General features: G+C 61.3%; 9 protein-coding genes. 5 read left to right on the forward strand and 4 right to left on the reverse strand.

Going from position 1 to position 17,186, the window contains the following annotated elements; translation table 11 throughout:
- Positions 1-48: 48 nt before the first annotated feature.
- Together glnE and GTP69_RS06125 are read left to right on the forward strand one after the other, a co-directional pair.
- Positions 49-2,790 (forward strand): bifunctional [glutamate--ammonia ligase]-adenylyl-L-tyrosine phosphorylase/[glutamate--ammonia-ligase] adenylyltransferase, encoded by a 2,742-nt coding sequence (gene glnE, locus GTP69_RS06120; protein WP_161054045.1) that lies wholly within the window; start codon positions 49-51, stop codon positions 2,788-2,790.
- 68 nt (positions 2,791-2,858) lie between these two features.
- Entirely contained in the window at positions 2,859-3,308 is a 450-nt protein-coding gene (locus tag GTP69_RS06125) for a cache domain-containing protein (protein ID WP_161054046.1), read from the forward strand.
- A gap of 152 nt (positions 3,309-3,460) precedes the next feature.
- Here GTP69_RS06125 and gap read toward each other — a convergent pair whose 3' ends face one another.
- From gap to GTP69_RS06140, 3 genes are all read right to left on the reverse strand, one after another.
- Positions 3,461-4,471, reverse strand: a complete 1,011-nt coding sequence (gap, locus tag GTP69_RS06130; protein ID WP_161054047.1) for a type I glyceraldehyde-3-phosphate dehydrogenase — start codon at positions 4,469-4,471, stop codon at positions 3,461-3,463.
- Between the two features lie 48 nt (positions 4,472-4,519).
- Complete coding sequence (gene tkt / locus GTP69_RS06135) at positions 4,520-6,514, reverse strand: transketolase (RefSeq protein ID WP_161054048.1); 1,995 nt, start codon at positions 6,512-6,514, stop codon at positions 4,520-4,522.
- 162 nt (positions 6,515-6,676) lie between these two features.
- Positions 6,677-9,703 carry a TonB-dependent receptor gene (locus GTP69_RS06140; protein ID WP_371867820.1) on the reverse strand — a complete coding sequence of 1,009 codons (3,027 nt, stop codon included), beginning with the start codon at positions 9,701-9,703 and terminating at the stop codon, positions 6,677-6,679.
- 551 nt (positions 9,704-10,254) lie between these two features.
- On the opposite strand from GTP69_RS06140, the gene GTP69_RS06145 reads away from it, so the two are divergent.
- Both GTP69_RS06145 and GTP69_RS06150 read left to right on the forward strand, forming a co-directional pair.
- Positions 10,255-10,983 carry a 16S rRNA (uracil(1498)-N(3))-methyltransferase gene (locus tag GTP69_RS06145; protein ID WP_161054050.1) on the forward strand — a complete coding sequence of 243 codons (729 nt, stop codon included), beginning with the start codon at positions 10,255-10,257 and terminating at the stop codon, positions 10,981-10,983.
- Positions 10,984-11,076: 93 nt separating this feature from the next.
- Positions 11,077-12,714, forward strand: coding sequence for an NAD(P)/FAD-dependent oxidoreductase (locus tag GTP69_RS06150; protein ID WP_161054051.1), 1,638 nt, complete (start codon positions 11,077-11,079; stop codon positions 12,712-12,714).
- 2 nt (positions 12,715-12,716) lie between these two features.
- On the opposite strand, the gene GTP69_RS06155 is transcribed toward GTP69_RS06150, so the two are convergent.
- Positions 12,717-14,066 (reverse strand): sensor histidine kinase, encoded by a 1,350-nt coding sequence (locus GTP69_RS06155; protein WP_161054052.1) that lies wholly within the window; start codon positions 14,064-14,066, stop codon positions 12,717-12,719.
- A gap of 312 nt (positions 14,067-14,378) precedes the next feature.
- Here GTP69_RS06155 and GTP69_RS06160 point away from each other — a divergent pair, with 312 nt between their 5' ends.
- Positions 14,379-17,141, forward strand: coding sequence for a TonB-dependent receptor (locus tag GTP69_RS06160; RefSeq protein WP_161054053.1), 2,763 nt, complete (start codon positions 14,379-14,381; stop codon positions 17,139-17,141).
- The last annotated feature ends 45 nt before the right edge of the window (positions 17,142-17,186 follow it).

The raw sequence follows: 17,186 nt of genomic DNA on the forward strand, positions 1-17,186 counted from the left end.
AAACTCGCGCTAAACTCGGTTGTCAAAGCAATTCTACCTTATCCCTCTATGAGTTCATCGCCCGTATCCCCGACAGTTTCCCGTTTTTATCAACGCTGGCTGGCCGCCGCGCCCGATCGCGCAGTGAAAATAGATGAACTATCGCAATTATCGCTTGCCGACATCGATTTGGCGGACTATTTACGCAAAGAAGCAGAAAACAGCTTGCCACTGGTGCGTTCCATGCGCCGCCTGCGCAATCTGCTGGTCTGCACCCTGATCCGCCGCGACCTGGAAGGCAAAGCCAATCTGGCCGAAGTGGTGACCACCATGACCCGCTTCGCCGACTTTGCCATCCAGCAGCACATGGCCGAGCTGCATACGGAAATGGTGGCGGCCCACGGCGTGCCGACCGGCCACGAGTCGGGCCTGCCGCAGGAAATGATCGTGTTGGCCATGGGCAAGCAAGGCGGCGGCGAACTCAATGTATCGTCCGACATCGACCTGATCTTCGTCTACCCGGAAGATGGCGACACCGTTGCCGGTCCGGGCCAGCGCAGTCTGTCCAACCATGAATTCTTCATCCGCATCGGCAAGAAGTTAATTGCCGCTTTGGCGGAGATCACCGAAGATGGCTACACTTTCCGCGTCGATATGGCCTTGCGGCCGAACGGCAACTCAGGCCCGCTGGCCGCCAGCCTGGGCATGGTGGAGCAATACTTGATCGTCCAGGGCCGCGAATGGGAGCGCTACGCCTGGGTCAAGGCGCGCGCCGTCACCGGCCGCGCCGAGGATATCGCCGCACTGGACGCGATTGTGCGGCCGTTCGTGTTCCGCCGCTACCTGGACTTTGGCGTGATCGACGCCATCCGCAATATGCACGCGCAGATCCGCGCCGAGGTCAACCGGCAGGAGCGGCTACACCCGGACCGCAGCAACAACGTCAAGCTGGGCCGCGGCGGCATCCGCGAAATCGAGTTCCTGGCGCAGGTATTCCAGCTGATCCGCGGCGGCCGCGACGCCGCCCTGCGCGACCGCTCGACCCGCACCACGCTGCGCATCATCGCCGAAAAAGGCTTGCTGAGTCACGCCATCGTCTATCAACTGCTGGCTTCCTACACCTTCCTGCGCAACCTGGAGCATCGCCTGCAATACCTGGACGACGCCCAGACCCACACGCTGCCGGCCAACGACGCCGACCGCCAGACCGTGGCCGAAATGATGGGTTTGCCGGATGTCGCCACCCTGCTGACCCAGCTGGAAGCGCACCGTCAGTTCGTCGCCGGTCAGTTCGACGAAATGTTCTCGGACAAGACCGAAAGCAGCGAAAACGATATCGATCTGCAATCGAGCAACGAATGCGCCGATCCCGACAACCGCGAAGCCATGGTGGCCCGCTTCACCGCGCTCGGCTTCGAGGCGCCGGAAGACGCCACCAAGCGCCTGATCGCCACCTGGCAGGCGCCGCGCCTGCAATCGCTGCCGGAAGCTAGCCGCAACCGGCTGCAAGGACTGATCAACAGCGCGCTGCCGCTGATCATCCAGGCCGCCAGCGAATCGAGCGGCGGCAACCAGCTGGCCACGCTGGGCCGGCTGCTGGATTTCCTGGAAGCCATCGCGCGCCGCTCGGCCTATCTGTCGCTGCTGACCGAATATCCGCACACCCTGGCGCGCGTGATCCGCATGGTGCACGCCAGCGGCTGGGGCGCCAAGTTCCTCAGCCAGCACCCCATCCTGCTCGATGAGCTACTGGACGACCGCCTGCGCAACGCCGTGTTCGACCCGGCGGCGCTGGCGGCCGACCTCGACCTGCAACTGGCGGCCGATCCTGGCGACACCGAGCGCCAGATGGACATCCTGCGCGAGGTGCACCACGTCCAGCTGTTCCACCTGCTGGCGCAAGACCTGGCCGGCGACCTGACGGTGGAAAAATTGGCCGACCACCTGTCGGCGCTGGCCGACACCATCGTTGCCGCTACCATCAAGGCGGTGTGGCAGACCGTGGCCACGCGCCACCGCGAGGTGCCGCTGTTCACCGTCATCGCCTACGGCAAGCTGGGCGGCAAGGAACTGGGCTATGTGTCCGACCTCGACGTTATCTTCCTGTATGACGACCCTGACCAGGAAGCGCCGGCCCAGTACGCCAAGCTGGCGCAGCGCTTTATCACCTGGATGACCTCGCACACCTCGGCCGGCATCCTGTTCGACATCGACACCGCGCTGCGGCCGGACGGCGCCAGCGGCATGCTGGTGTCGTCGGTGTCGTCGTTCGAGAAATACCAGACCAGCGCGGCCTGGGTGTGGGAGCACCAGGCGCTGACCCGGGCCCGCTATTGCGCCGGCGACTTGGCGATCGGACAACGTTTCGAACAGATCCGCGAGGCGGTGCTGCGCAAGGAGCGCCCTGCCGACGGCCCGCTGAAGCAGGAAGTGCTGGCGATGCGCAAGCGCATGGTGGACGCCAAGCCGAACCACAGCGCGCTGTTTGACCTCAAACAAGATCCGGGCGGAATGATCGATATCGAGTTCATCGTCCAGTTCATGGTGCTGCAACACGCGGCTGCCTATCCTGAGCTGACTGCCAACTTTGGCAATATCGCATTGCTGCGCATCTGCGCCGAGCTAGGTCTGATCGACGGCCCGCTGTCGGCCAGCGTGGCCGACGCCTACCGCAAATACCGCAAGCTGCAACACCAGCTGCGGCTGCAAGGCCAGGACCTGGCGCGCATCGATCCGGCGCTGGTGGCGACCGAAGCGCGGCAAGTGCGGACGCTGTGGAACAGCTTGTTTGGCGAGGATGTTGCCAGTTAGCAACGGCGGCGCCTACGCCCCCTTTAGCTGCGCTAATATGGATAGACATAATCATAAGAGGAGCATGCATGAAGACCTTGTTTGCCGCAGCAATCAGTCTGGCATTATGTAGCGTTGCGGTGGCTGCGCAAAAAGGCAGTAAGGAGGAAGCAGTCGCCATGGTAAAAAAGGCGGTGGCCATGGTGAAATCGGATGGCAAGGAGAAAACCTTCGCGGCGATTTCCGATCCGGCCAATACCACTTTCCATGACCGCGATTTATATATTTATGTGTATGACTTTAATGGCGTCGCATTAGCGCACGGGAATAATCCCAAGATGGTCGGTAAATCATCGATCGGCCTGAGAGATAATGAAGGCAAATTTATCGTCAAGGAAATGATTAAAGTCGTCAAAGCCAAAGGCTCCGGCTCGGTGGATTTTAAATGGCCGAATCCAGTCACTAAAACCGTGGAATTGAAAGCGGGTTATGTGGAACGGGTCGATGATTTCCTGATCGGCTCAGGCGCTTACCAGTAAGAATTACGGCCGGGAATGCATCCCGGCTTTTTTTGCCCGTAAACCATGCCAAAAATTGGCGTGATTACACCATTTTTTGGTGTATCGCCCTTGGCCGGGATAAAAAAAAACCTCCCGGAAAACCGGGAGGCTTTTAACGGAGATACTCCGTATTATTTTGCGTTCATCAGTGCGACAGTCGTATCCAGCATGCGGTTCGAGAAACCCCACTCATTGTCGTACCACGACGATACTTTCACCAGACGGCCCGATACTTTGGTCAGGGTCGAATCAAAGTTCGACGATGCCGGGTTATGGTTGAAGTCCACCGAAACCAATGGCTCGGTTTGATAAGTCAGCACTTCTTTCAGCGAGCCTTCAGCGGCGGCTTTCATCAGCGCATTAACTTCTTCCACAGTGGTATCACGTTTGGCGATAAACGACAGATCGACCAGCGAGACATTAATGGTCGGTACGCGAATCGCGAAACCATCCAGCTTGCCATTCAATTCCGGCAGTACCAAACCGACTGCGGCGGCAGCGCCGGTTTTAGTCGGGATCATGCTCATGGTGGCGGAACGGGCGCGGCGCAGATCTTCGTGCATGACGTCCGACAATACCTGGTCGTTGGTGTAAGCGTGCACGGTGGTCATCAGGCCGGTTTCCAGGCCGATGGCGTCGTTCAGCGGCTTGACCAGCGGGGCCAGGCAGTTGGTGGTGCACGATGCGTTCGAGATCACGGTGTCGGTCGACTTCAGCACTTGCTGGTTGACGCCGTACACGATGGTGGCGTCCACATCCTTGCCGCCTGGTGCCGAAATGATCACTTTCTTGGCGCCGCCTTTCAGGTGGGCCGACGCTTTTTCCTTGGTGGTGAAGAAGCCGGTGCACTCCAGCACCACGTCCACGCCCAGGTCGCCCCATGGGATTTCCGCAGGGTTGCGCTGTGCGAACACGCGGATCACATCGCCGTTCACGATCATGTTGTCGCCGTCCACTTCCACGGTGCCAGGGAACTTACCGTGGGCGGTGTCGTAGCGGGTCAGGTGGGCGTTCGACTTGGCGTCGCCCAGATCGTTAATTGCCACGATCTGGATGTCTTGTTTTTTGCCGCCTTCGTAGAAAGCACGCAGTACATTACGGCCAATACGGCCATAGCCATTGATTGCAACTTTGATCGTCATACTTTGCTCCTGATTAAAAATATTGTTAATGCAACCAGCAATTATAGATTAAGCAATGACCGCTTTGACTTTTGCCACGACATTTTCTACCGTGAAGCCGAAGTGTTTGAACAACACGCCTGCCGGGGCCGATTCACCGAAGGTATCGATGCCGACCACGGCGCCTTCCAGGCCAACGTACTTGTACCAGAAATCGGTGACGCCGGCTTCGATTGCCACGCGTGGCACGCCTTTGATCAATACGCTGGCCTTGTAGGCAGCGTCCTGACGGTCGAACACGTCGGTCGACGGCATCGACACCACGCGGGCAGTGATGCCTTCCGAAGCCAGTGCCGAAGCGGCGGCCTGGGCCAGTTCGATTTCCGAACCGGTGGCGATCAGCGTGATCTTGGCGTCGGCCGCTTCGCGCAGCACGTAACCGCCACGGGCGATGTCGGCGATCTGTTCGGCGCTACGCTCCTGGTACGGCAGGTTCTGGCGCGAGAAGATCAGCGTCGATGGGCCATCCTTGCGCTTGACTGCCGCGCCCCACGCCACCATCGATTCGGTGGTGTCGCATGGACGCCAGTTGTCCAGGTTAGGAATCAGCCGCAGCGACGAAACGTGCTCGACCGACTGGTGGGTCGGGCCGTCTTCGCCCAGGCCGATCGAATCGTGGGTGAACACGAACAGCGAACGCTGTTTCATCAGCGCCGCCATGCGCAGCGCGTTGCGGCTGTAGTCGGCGAAGGTCAGGAAGGTGGCGCCGAACGGGATGTAACCACCGTGCAGGGCAACGCCGTTCATGATCGCCGACATGCCGAATTCGCGCACGCCGTAATTAATATGGTTGCCTGGCTGGCCGGAACGCACTGGGGTGATTTCTTTCCAGTTGGTCAGGTTGGAGCCGGTCAGGTCGGCCGAACCGCCCAGGAATTCCGGCAGCACCGGCGCCAGCGCCTGGATGGCGTTCTGGCTGGCCTTGCGGGTGGCGATATTTTCTTTCTTCTCGACGGTCGAGGCGATACCAGCCGCCAGCGTCGCGTCGAAGTTGCCTGGCAGTTCGCCAGCCATGCGGCGGCTCAGTTCTGCGGCTTCTTGCGGGTATTTAGCGGTGTATTCGGCGAACTTGGCGCTCCAGTCGGCTTCCAGCTTGGCGCCGGCGGACTTGAAGTCCCAGGCGGCGTAAACGTCGGTCGGTACTTCAAACGGGGCCGAGGTCCAGCCGATGTATTCGCGGACGGCAGCCACTTCCTTGTCGCCCAGCGCGGCGCCGTGCACCTTGTCGCCGCCTTGCAGGTTCGGCGAACCTTTGCCGATGATGGTTTTGCAGCAGATCAGGGTTGGCTTGTCGGCCTGTTTGGCGGCTTCGATGGCGGCCGACACGGCTGCCACATCGTGGCCGTCGACGGCGCGGATCACGTTCCAGCCGTAGGCTTCGAAACGGGCCGGGGTGTCGTCGGTGAACCAGCCTTCGACTTTACCGTCGATCGAAATGCCGTTGTCATCGTACAGGGCGATCAGTTTTTTCAGGCTCAGCGTGCCGGCCAGTGCGCAAGCTTCGTGCGAGATGCCTTCCATCAGGCAGCCGTCGCCGACGAAGGCGTAGGTGTAGTGGTCAACCACGTCCAGGCCCGGCTTGTTGAATTCGCTTGCCAGCAGCCATTCAGCCAGCGCCATGCCGACCGCGTTGGCCAGGCCCTGGCCCAGCGGACCGGTGGTGGTTTCCACGCCCGGGGTGTAGCCGACTTCCGGGTGGCCCGGGGTTTTCGAGTGCATCTGGCGGAACGACTTGATGTCGTCCATGGTCACCGCGTAGCCGCTCAGGTGCAGCAGCGCATAGTGCAGCATCGAACCGTGGCCGTTTGACAACAGGAAGCGGTCGCGGTTCACCCATTTCGGGTTGGCCGGGTTGTGGCTGTAATGGCCACTCCACAGTGCAACGGCGATTTCCGCCATGCCCATCGGCATGCCTGGGTGGCCGGAATTGGCCTTCTGGACGGCGTCCATTGCCAGCGCGCGGATCGCGTTAGCCTTTTGTGGGTGTGGGAGCGTAAAAGTCATGGTGTGGTCAATCACGGAGTTTGAATGCGTTTGCAGTAGGCCGGCTACTTTCTGAAGCTGGCTATTTTACCAGAGCAGCGCCCGCCAAACTAAAAAGGGCGGCGTCCTTTTCGGAACGCCGCCCCCGCTGTCAAGCGCCGGCCAGGGCCGGCGGCGACCTGCTTAGAACTTCTTGTTGAACTCCGCGGTGAACTTGAACGAACGTGGCGCGGTGAGGTTCAGCACCGATTCGTACAGCGCGTAGCGGGCGTTATTGGTGTTGTAACGCTCAACCACTTTTTGTACCGACTGATCGTTCAGAACGTTGTACACGTCCACTTTCAGTGCCAGGCCTGGCAGGAAGGTTGGCTTCCACGAGGCGTTCAGGTCCAGGGTTTTTTCCCATGGCAGACGGCCCACGGTGCCACGTGGCGACGGTACGTTCTTGTCGCCGGTGACGCCGAAGCAATAGTGCGATGCCGACTGGTAGTTATAGCCGATGTCGTTCAGCGTGGTTGGGTTGGTACCCGAGCACGAACGTGGACGACCCGAAGCCAGCGTCAGGAAGCCGCCAACGGTGATCTGCGGCGTGATGTCGTAGAAACCGTAGCCCTTGATCTGGTGCTTGCGATCGTTAGGCAGCAGGCCATCGGCGTACTTCATCAGCTGCGCGTAGTCCCAGGTCTGGGTGGCTGCGACGTCGCCCTGGCCCTGGGTGGTGTCCGACAGGGTCTGGCCTTCGGTGTTACCTTTGCTGCGGCCCAGGGTGTAGTTCAGCTTACCGTACCAGCCGTCGCGGTATGGGTGCTCAACATAGAAGTCCAGCGCGGCGTAGACGCGCTTGGCCTTGTCGAAGCCCAGGTCTTCCTTGGTCAGGTGGACGCGGGTGTAGTTGCTGTGGGTGCCGGCGTAGTCGACCAGGAAGTCATTGGCTTCGCCCGGATTGAACGAGGCGCAGCTAAAGCCTTCATAGTTGCTGGTATTGATGCCGTGGTCTTTGGCGTACTTGGTGAACACGCGGCCATCGCAGAAGTCATCGATGGTCGATTGCAGCGTACGGTAAGTACCTTTGACGCCGAAGTTCAGGCTTGGGCTGAAGGCCTTGTCGAAGCCGATCGTGATCTCGTCCTGATACGACGGTTTCATGTTCAGCGCAGCGACGGTTTTCGGATCCTTGGCCTGACCGAATTCGTTGTTACCCGACAGTACGCCGGTGACCGGGGTCAGGCCGGTTGGTGCGCCGTGCGAGTCAGTACCGGTGTAGGTGTAGTACTGGCTGGTGTTCAGCGAACCATTGGCGCCACGCAGGGCGATCAGGGTTGGCATCTGCAGCGTGTAGCGGCCGGCGCTACCGAAGACTTTGAGCGAGTTGTCGCCATTGGCGTCCCAGACGACCGACAGGCGCGGCGCGATCTGGTTCTTCATCTCAATGTACTTGGTGCCGTCCTGGTTGGCGTTGTAGAAGCCTTCACGACGGATACCGGCGGTGACCGACAGTTTCGGCGTGATCTGCCATTGGTCTTCCAGGTACTGCGCGTCCTGGCCGGCGTAGGCGTTCGACACGGTCGACGACAGGGTTTTCGACACGTAGTAACCTTGCGAACCCAGTGGACCGGTGCCGGTCAGCACCGGCACCGTGCCGCCGGTGACGGTGGTGGTCTTGGTCGGATCGGTTTTCAGGTAGGTCCACAGCACGCCGCCGGCCAGGGCATCACCGGCGTTGATCGACGACATCGAGTTGTTGTCCAGACCGGCGCGCAGCTTGTGGTTGCCCAGTTTGTATTCCAGGTCCAGACGTTTCGAGATGACGTTGTCGGTCGCGCCGTTGTATGGCTGGTTGGTGGTGAACGGCTGGCCGCCGTTGTAGTTCAGACCCGGCACCTGGTTTTCTGGCGACGCGGTAACCTGGGCCAGGGTTGGATCGTAGCCGGACGGGGTGTAGATGTGACGGGCGCGCGATTTGCCGTACAGGGCATTGACGGTGAAGTCATCGGTAATATTGCCGATGTAGCGGATGATGTTGGCCTGACCGCCGTTCGGGTTGAACGGACCGTATTCTTCGTGGGTCGAGGAATTGACGGTCGAACCGACCGCGCGGGTGGTGTAGTTATACGAACGGTACTGGGTATTGGTCTTCGGCAGGTCGCCGATACCGGTGTACTCGATGCGGTGATTGTCGGTGATGTTCCAGTCCAGCTTGGCGTAGTAACGCTGGGTGGTGGTCTGGTAATCGCGCCAGCCGTTGGCGGCATTGGTCAGCGCGGTACGGCCGCCGAACACGCCGGCGACTTCATCTTCGGTCTGTTCCAGGGCGACGAAGGCGAACAGGGTGTCCTTGATCAGCGGGCCGCCGACGTAAGCCGAGTACTGGGTCTGCTCACGGCTATTGTCTTCGCGGCGGATGCGCAGCGTATTGTCGGTCGCCGGGAACACGCCGGTGTTGGCGTAGTACATGTCCTTGTACTTGGCGCGGAAGTCCTTCGGCGTGGTCGAGATCAGACCGCCCACTTCCCAGGTGTTGGTACCGGATTTGGTGGTGATGTTGACCACGCCGCCGACCGAACGGCCGAACTCAACGCCGTAACCACCGGTCAGCACCTGGGCCTGGGCGATCGCGCCGAATGGCAGCTCGAACGCACCCAGCTGGGTCAGCGGGTTGGTCACCGGGAAGCCGTTGATGTAGTACGCATTTTCCGAAGCGCCGCCGCCGCCCAGCGAGGAGCCGGCCGCGTAGGTCGGATCGCCACGGGTGGTGTTTGGCGCCAGTTGCACGATGGCGTCGACGCTGCGGGCGATCGGCAGTTTGTCCAGTTCACGCGAGGTGAAGGTGGCGCCGTTGTTGGCGTTGGACATGTCGATCCGGCTGCGGCGACCGCTCACCTGCACGGTTTGCACGCCGCTGCTGAAGACTGCTTCCACGCCTTGGCCAACCAGTACTTCGAGGTTGGTGCTGGCGCCAGGGGTGGTGCCGTTCTGCAGCGTGGCGCTGTAGCGGCCCACTGGCAGCGAGGACACGCTGAAGGCGCCAGAGGCGTCCACAGCAGTGGTACGGGTCTGGTTGGTGTCCAGGTTTTTCAGTACCACCGAAGTGGCGCTGCCAGGAGCAACACGACCGTAGACGGTACCACTGGCATTCGACTGTGCCAGCGCAGGCTGCACGACGGCCATGGTCAGCGCCGCAGTGCCGAAGGCGAGCGAAAGCGCGTTCACAAGAACAGTTTTACGTAACATATGAGTGTATTCCCAATTTGAATAAATTTTGCCTTGTAGGCAACAATACCCGTTATCTCTCTAATGGAGATCTCTTACCAACAATTACGGACGTGTAATCTTCGTCCATACACTCATAAAAACATGCAGCAAACAAGTGTGTCAACAATACAACTTTTGTTATGCAATAAAACAACGGGAATTGGAAAAAATAACGAAAACCGTATTAATTTTATGCAGATATCGCGATAAATAATTTATGATGAAACGGCAGATTTCATGCGTCTCATCAGCACAAACCTCCGTTGTTTGTTTTGAGCAAAATCCGCATATCGATATAAAATTTCCCGCCCAAGGCCTTTTTGGCCGTCCGCCAGAACAAAATTCTGCGCCTTTATTTCCTTGAAACTTGCTGGTGCACATGAAAGTTTCTTTGCACCAGAATGGAATTAATACGCACCAAGCTGGAGCGTTATTTACTGCCGGTTGCTCGGCTTCTTCCCGGTGCCGGCAACGATTAAAATGGCGACTTACCATTTGATCGGATTTCCATGCCCCGCTTTTATGTTTCCCAGCCGCTGGCCATCGGCCAGTTAGTTACCCTGCCCGAGGCGGTCGCCCACCATGTGCAGGTGCTGCGCCTGGCCGAAGGCGATCTGATTACGCTGTTTAACGGCGACGGCGGCGAGTACACCGCCAGCCTCAGCGAACTGGGCCGCCGCAGCGCCAGCGCCGAGATCAAGGCCCACAGCGCGCGCGAGGCCGAACTGCCGTTTGCCGTCACGCTGGCACAGGCCCTGCCCGAAGGCAGCAAAATGGAATGGATTATCGAAAAAGCCATCGAACTGGGCGTGTCCGGCTTCCAGCCGCTGGCGGCGCAGCGCTGCGTGGTGCGGCTGTCGGCCGAGCGCGCGGAAAAGAAACTGGAGCACTGGCGCGGCATCATCGTCTCGGCCTCCGAGCAAAGCGGCCGCAACCGGCTGGCCCGGCTGGCGCCGCCGCAGGACTATAAACAGTGGATCACCCAACAGGACATGCACCGCCGCATCATCCTGACGCCGCGCGCCGAACAGTCGCTGGCCGACTGGGCGCGCCACCAGCCGCCGCAAGCGGTGACGCTGGTGGTCGGCCCCGAAGGCGGTCTCAGCGAACAAGAGGAAGACCTGGCGCTGCGCCACGGCGCGCTGCCGCTGGCCATGGGGCCGCGCATCCTGCGCACCGAAACGGCGGCGCTGGCGGCGGTGTCGGTGCTGAGCGCGGCCTGGGGCGGCCTGGCCTGAGCGGCTGACCTGACGCCGGGGTCGCCAGTCAGGGTAAAATATCGCCTGAATCTCCGCTAGCTACGGAGCCCTGCAATTTCTGGAACCCCCATCATGCTGCGTTTAAATGAAGTCAAACTCCCGCTCGACCACAGCGAGGAGCAACTGCCGGCCGCCATCCTGGCGCGCCTGGCCATCCCGGCCGCCGACCTGCGCGGCTTCACCATCTACAAGCGCAGCTACGACGCGCGCAAGAAATCCGCGATCGTCCTGATCTACTCGCTGGATGTGGATGTCGCCAATGAAGCCGAAGTCTTGCAGCGCCTGCACCACGATGTGCACCTGATGCCGTCACCGGACACCGGCTATAAATACGTCGCCGACGGCCAGGCGCTGGCCGCCCACCCGGATTTCCAGCGTCCGGTGGTGATCGGCATCGGTCCGTGCGGCCTGCTGGCGGCGCTGATCCTGGCCCAGATGGGCCTGCGTCCCATCATCCTCGAACGCGGCAAGATCGTGCGTGAACGCACGGTCGACACCTTCGGCTTCTGGCGTCAGCGCAAGCTCAATCCGGAGTCCAACGTGCAGTTCGGCGAAGGCGGCGCCGGCACCTTCTCCGACGGCAAGCTGTACAGCCAGATCAAGGACCCGAAGCATTACGGCCGCAAGGTGCTGAACGAGTTCGTCAAGGCCGGCGCGCCGGAAGAAATCATCTACGTCAGCAAGCCGCACATCGGCACGTTCCGGCTGGTGAAAATGGTCGAATCGATGCGCGAAAACATCGAGGCGCTGGGCGGCGAATACCGCTTTAACAGCAAGGTCACCGACATCGAGATCGAGGAAACCGCCGACGGCCGCCAGGTGCGCGGCCTGACGCTGGAAAGCGGCGAGAAAATCGCCACCAGCCACGTGGTGCTGGCGATCGGCCACAGCGCGCGCGACACCTTTGAAATGCTGTACGAGCGCGGCGTCTACATCGAAGCAAAACCGTTCTCGATCGGTTTCCGCGTCGAGCATCCGCAATCGCTGATCGACACCTGCCGCTTCGGCCCCAACGCCGGCCATCCCATCCTTGGCGCCGCCGACTACAAGCTGGTGCACCACGCATCGAATGGGCGCGCGGTGTACAGCTTCTGCATGTGCCCGGGCGGCACGGTGGTGGCGGCGGCGTCCGAGCCGGGCCGCGTGGTCACCAACGGCATGAGCCAGTATTCGCGCAACGAGCGCAACGCCAACAGCGCCATCGTGGTCAGCATTTCGCCGGAAGTCGACTATCCGGGCCACCCGCTGGCCGGCATCGCCTTCCAGCGCGACCTCGAAGAAAAGGCCTTCCACCTGGGCGGCGGCACTTACAATGCGCCGGGCCAGCTGATGGGCGATTTCGTCGCCGGCCGCGCTTCGACCGACTTCGGCGCGGTGGTGCCGTCGTACAAACCGGGCATCACGCTGACCGACCTGGCGCAGATCCTGCCGGAGTTTGCCGTGACGGCGCTGCGCGAAGCCTTCCCGGCGTTCGACAAGCAGCTCAAGGGCTACTTCAAGCATGACGCCGTGCTGACCGGACTGGAAACGCGCACCTCGTCGCCGATCCGCATCAAGCGCCGCGACGACACGCTGCAAAGCCTGAACACCAAGGGCCTGTTCCCGGCCGGCGAAGGCGCCGGCTATGCGGGCGGCATCCTGTCGGCCGGCGTCGACGGCATCAAAGTGGCGGAAGCGGTGGCGCTGTCGCTGGCCGCGCAGCAAGCCTGACGTTAGTCGCGCACCGGCAGCCGCAGCTTGATGCGGCAGCCGGCGCTGTCCGGCGCGGCGGGCGCCACCGCCACGTGGCCGCCCATCTGGTGCACAATCGTATAAACGATATGCATGCCGAGCCCGGAACCGCCCTGCCCGCGCTTGGTGGTAAAGAACGGCTCGAACAGCCGTTCGCGCACCTCGCCGCTCAGGCCGACACCGTCGTCGGCAAATTCCAGCAGCAGCCAGCGCACGCCGCCTTCCAGCGCCAGCCGCGCCGCCAGCGTCACCTGGCCCGGCCCGCCATTGGGATAGGCGTGCTTGGCGGCGTTCATCAGCAGGTTGGACAGCACCTGCGACCAGCGTCCCGCATCCAGCCGCGTGCGCAACTCCGGCGCGATGTCGACCTCGACGCTGATGCCCACCTTGCGCAGTTCCGGCCCGTGCGCCGACACCACGCTCAGCGCATGCTCGCGCACCCCCACTTCCGATACATGGGCGCTGCCCTGGTCCACCGCCAGTTGCTTGAAGTTGCCGATCAAATCGGCCGCGCGCGCCAGGTTGCGCTCGATCAGCTGGGCGCCCTCGCGCAGCCGCTGCGCCGTGGTCAATAACTCCGAACGGCTGACGCGTTCGCCGCTGACGCATTTGAGCAAGTCGTCGGCATAGCTGGCCATGGTCGAGGCCGCCGTCACCGCAACGCCGATCGGCGTGTTGACCTCGTGCGCCACGCCGGCCACCAAGGTCCCCAGCGCCACCATTTTTTCCTGCTCGACCAGCGTCGCCTGCGCCGCCAGCAAGGCCTCGGTGCGGCGCTGCACGGTCGCTTCCAGCTGCTGTTCGCGGTCCTGGTGCTGCAGCTCGGCGGCGCCGCGCGCGGCAAAGATCGACAGCAGCGACAGCGCCAGCAGGCGCTTGTCCTCGTCCATCGGTTTGGTGTCGATGGCCGACAGGATGCCCAGCGTCTGCCCTTCGGTATCGATCATCGGCATGCCGATATAGCTTTCGGCCTGCATCTCGACCAGCAGCGTGTCCTGCGGATAGTCGGCCTGGATGCCGCTGGCGTGGAAGCACATGCACTGCTCGGTGACGTCCTGGCACGGCGTGTGGCGCAGGCTGTATTCCATGTTGGGCAGGTAGTCGGCGCCACCCCACACCGCCAGCGTGCGGATGCCTTCGCCATCGGCCAGCGGCGCCACGCGGCCGGCGATCACGTAGTGCACGTCCAGCGCCCGCGCCAGGTCGCGCACCAGGATGCGCAGGAAATCGTCGCCGCGCGCCCGCGCCGTCGAGTCGGTAATCGAACGCAGCGCCGCCTCGGCCAGCAGGCGGCCGTCCTCGGCATTGAACAGCCTGTTTTTATCGCTCATGGCCTGGCTCCGGAGTCGCTAAGTGCCCCATTGTAACGTTATCAGCCATGAACCTGGGTGAACAAAAAACGGGTGACTATCACAATTAGTTGTTTATCGACGAAAGACTTTGTATTTTTGTGTAAAACTGATCCCTATTTTGGGTAAAAAATGACCGAAAGTGTTGTTTATTACGTTGTCATTACACATTGACAATTGACCGCCAAGGACTTCCGGTGGTTTCATGCTTATCTTGGATAATTTACTAAGAAAAATTATTCCTGGCACGTCTTTCAATGTGACGTTGTACAACAATCCTAGGAGCTCAAACCAATGATGATGGAAACCGCAATCTCGCGTGCAGTGCGCCTGATGTTTTCGGGCAGCGCGGCGCTGATCGGCGCCAGCCTGCTGGCCCAGCCTGTATTTGCACAGGATACCCCTGTGATCCAACGCGTGGAAATCACCGGTTCGTCGATCAAGCGTGTGGACGCTGAAACGTCCCTGCCTGTGCAAGTCGTCACCAAAGCCGACATCGCCAAAACCGGCGCCTCCAGCACCGAAGAACTGCTGCAGTCGATCTCGGCCTTCTCGTCGGCTGGCGGCGTCAGCAACGCTACCGGCGCCGGCACCTCGACCGGCGGCCTGTCGTCGATCTCGCTGCGCGGCCTCGGCTCGACCCGCACGCTGGTGCTGGTCAATGGCCGCCGCCTGGCTGCCTTCGCCGGTAGCGATGGTTCGTCGGTCAACGTCAACGCCATCCCGCTGGCCGCCATCGAGCGCGTCGAAGTGCTGAAAGACGGCGCGTCAGGCGTGTACGGTAGTGATGCCGTGGCCGGCGTGGTCAACTTCATCCTGTCGAAACGCGTCGAAGGCATCGAAGTCACCGGCACCTACGGTTCGCCAAGCGAAAGCGGCGGCGGCCAGAACGGCCGTGCCTCGATTACCGGCGGCTTCAACAACGACAAGCTGAGCATCGTGGCATCCGGCTCCTACGAGAAGGAAAAAGCGCTGTTCGGCCGCGACCGTTCGTACGCTGCTTCGGCCACCCGCCTGCCGTACTACAACTCGACCGCTACCGGTCTGGGCAACATCCAGGGTTCGTTCACCCCGGGCGTCGGTCCTGACGCCGGCTTCAGCAGCGGCGGTTCCGGCTACGGCAATCCGCTGGCGATCGGCGACAAGTGCTCGACCATCAAAATGGCCACGCTGCAAGGCGGCGCCAAAGGCAGCCCATATTGCGCCTACGACAGCGGCCCGGACGTCGGCCTGACCCCGGATCGTGAACTGTACAACTTCACCAGCAACCTGAGCTACAAACTGAACGAGAACCACGAGCTGTTCGCAGACTTGCTGTACTCGCAAAGCAAAGTAACCCAGACCTACCAGGCATCGCCAGCGCGCGCCTCGTTCTTCGAAACCGACGGCCAGTTCGCGGCCCAAGGTGTCGACGCCGCCCTGCTGCTGTTCCCGTCGAACCCGGTCTACCAGTCGATCGCCGTGCCTTACCTGACCAGCCAGGGTTACACCTCGCTGATCGGCAAGCCGCTGTCGATCACCTCGCGCGTGTTTGACTTCGGCCCCCGCCAGAACGTCGACACCGCCAAGCAAGCCCGTATCGTGGTTGGCGCCAAGGGTTCGCTGAGCTTCGGCGACTACGAAGTCGGCCTGAGCCACAACGAGTCCAAGCTGGAAAGCGCTGTGACCAGCGGCTACTTCTCGCAAGTTGCTTACGCCAAAATCATCAACAACAGCAACTGGAACCCATGGGCAGCAGGCGGCGTGCAAACCGGCGCCCTGGCTGACCAGCTGAAAGGCTCGGCCTTCAGCGGCACCTTCCTGAACGCCAAATCGACCAGCGACGCCTTCGACGCCAAGCTGACCGGCGATTTCTTCAACGTGGCCGGCATCACCCCGCAATACGCGCTGGGCCTGCAGTCGCGCAAAGAGAAATACATCACCAATCCGAGCGCCGCCTACGAGTCGGGCGACATCTCCGGCCTGGGTGGCTCGGTGGTGCCTATCGACCGCAGCCGTACCGTCAACTCGGTGTTCGGCGAGCTGAACGTGCCAGTGCTGAAAAACCTGGACGTCAACCTGTCGGCCCGTGACGACAAGTACAACGACGTCGGCAATACCGCCAACTGGAAGGGTAACTTCATGTGGCGCGCCACCAAGGAAATCGCCCTGCGCGGTTCCTACGGCACCGGCTTCCGCGCACCGTCGCTGGTCGACCTGTGGACCCCGCAAACCCTGGGTACGTCGGAACAGTTCAACGATCCGGCAACCCACCAGAACGGCCTGCAAGTGAACGCGCTGAGCGGCGGCAATCCTAACCTGAAGCCAGAGAAATCGAAGCAGTACTCGGTTGGCCTGGTATGGCAGCCAGTGGCCTCGACCAGCATCGTGGTTGACTTCTTCAACATCAACATCCGCGACATTCTGGCGACCCCGTCGGCACAGGAAATCGTTTCGCGCTTCCGCGCCGGCGACTCCGCCTACGCTGGCCTGGTGACCCTGCGTGACAACGACATCGTCAGCATCCGCTCGACGCTGGCCAACACCGGTAACGCCAACGTGCAAGGTATCGACCTGTCGGCTAACTGGAAAGACAACTTCAGCTTCGGTAAGCTGAGCGTTGATCTGAACGGTACCTACATGGACGACTTCAACCAGACCAGCCCAGGCGGCGACATCTCGCACAAGGTCGGCACCATTGTTGACTACGCTGGCAACCCGGTCATCGGCGCGCAAAACGGCGGCGTGATCCTGCGTTGGAAACACAACCTGGCCGGCACCTGGAGCAATGGTCCATGGGCTACCACCCTGATCCAGCGCTTCCGCACTGGCTACGAAGTTGGCCACGACCTGAACGACAACCGCGTGTTCATCGGCGCCGAAGCGATCTACGACGCCAACGTGACCTGGAAAGGCATCAAAAACCTGACCCTGGCACTGGGCGTGAAGAACCTGTTCGACAAGCAGCCACAACCGATTGGTACCGCAGTCACCAACCAGTTCCAGGCCGGCTACGACATCAACCAGTACGATCCACGTGGCCGCTTCGTCTACGTGACCGCTGGCTACAAGTTCTAATAGCTAGCGTTTGAATGAGGCCCGCGCGGTGCAAGCCGCGCGGGC

Origin of the sequence: Duganella levis (assembly GCF_009857605.1) — a bacterium.
In the GTDB taxonomy this organism is placed as follows: domain Bacteria; phylum Pseudomonadota; class Gammaproteobacteria; order Burkholderiales; family Burkholderiaceae_D; genus Rugamonas; species Rugamonas levis.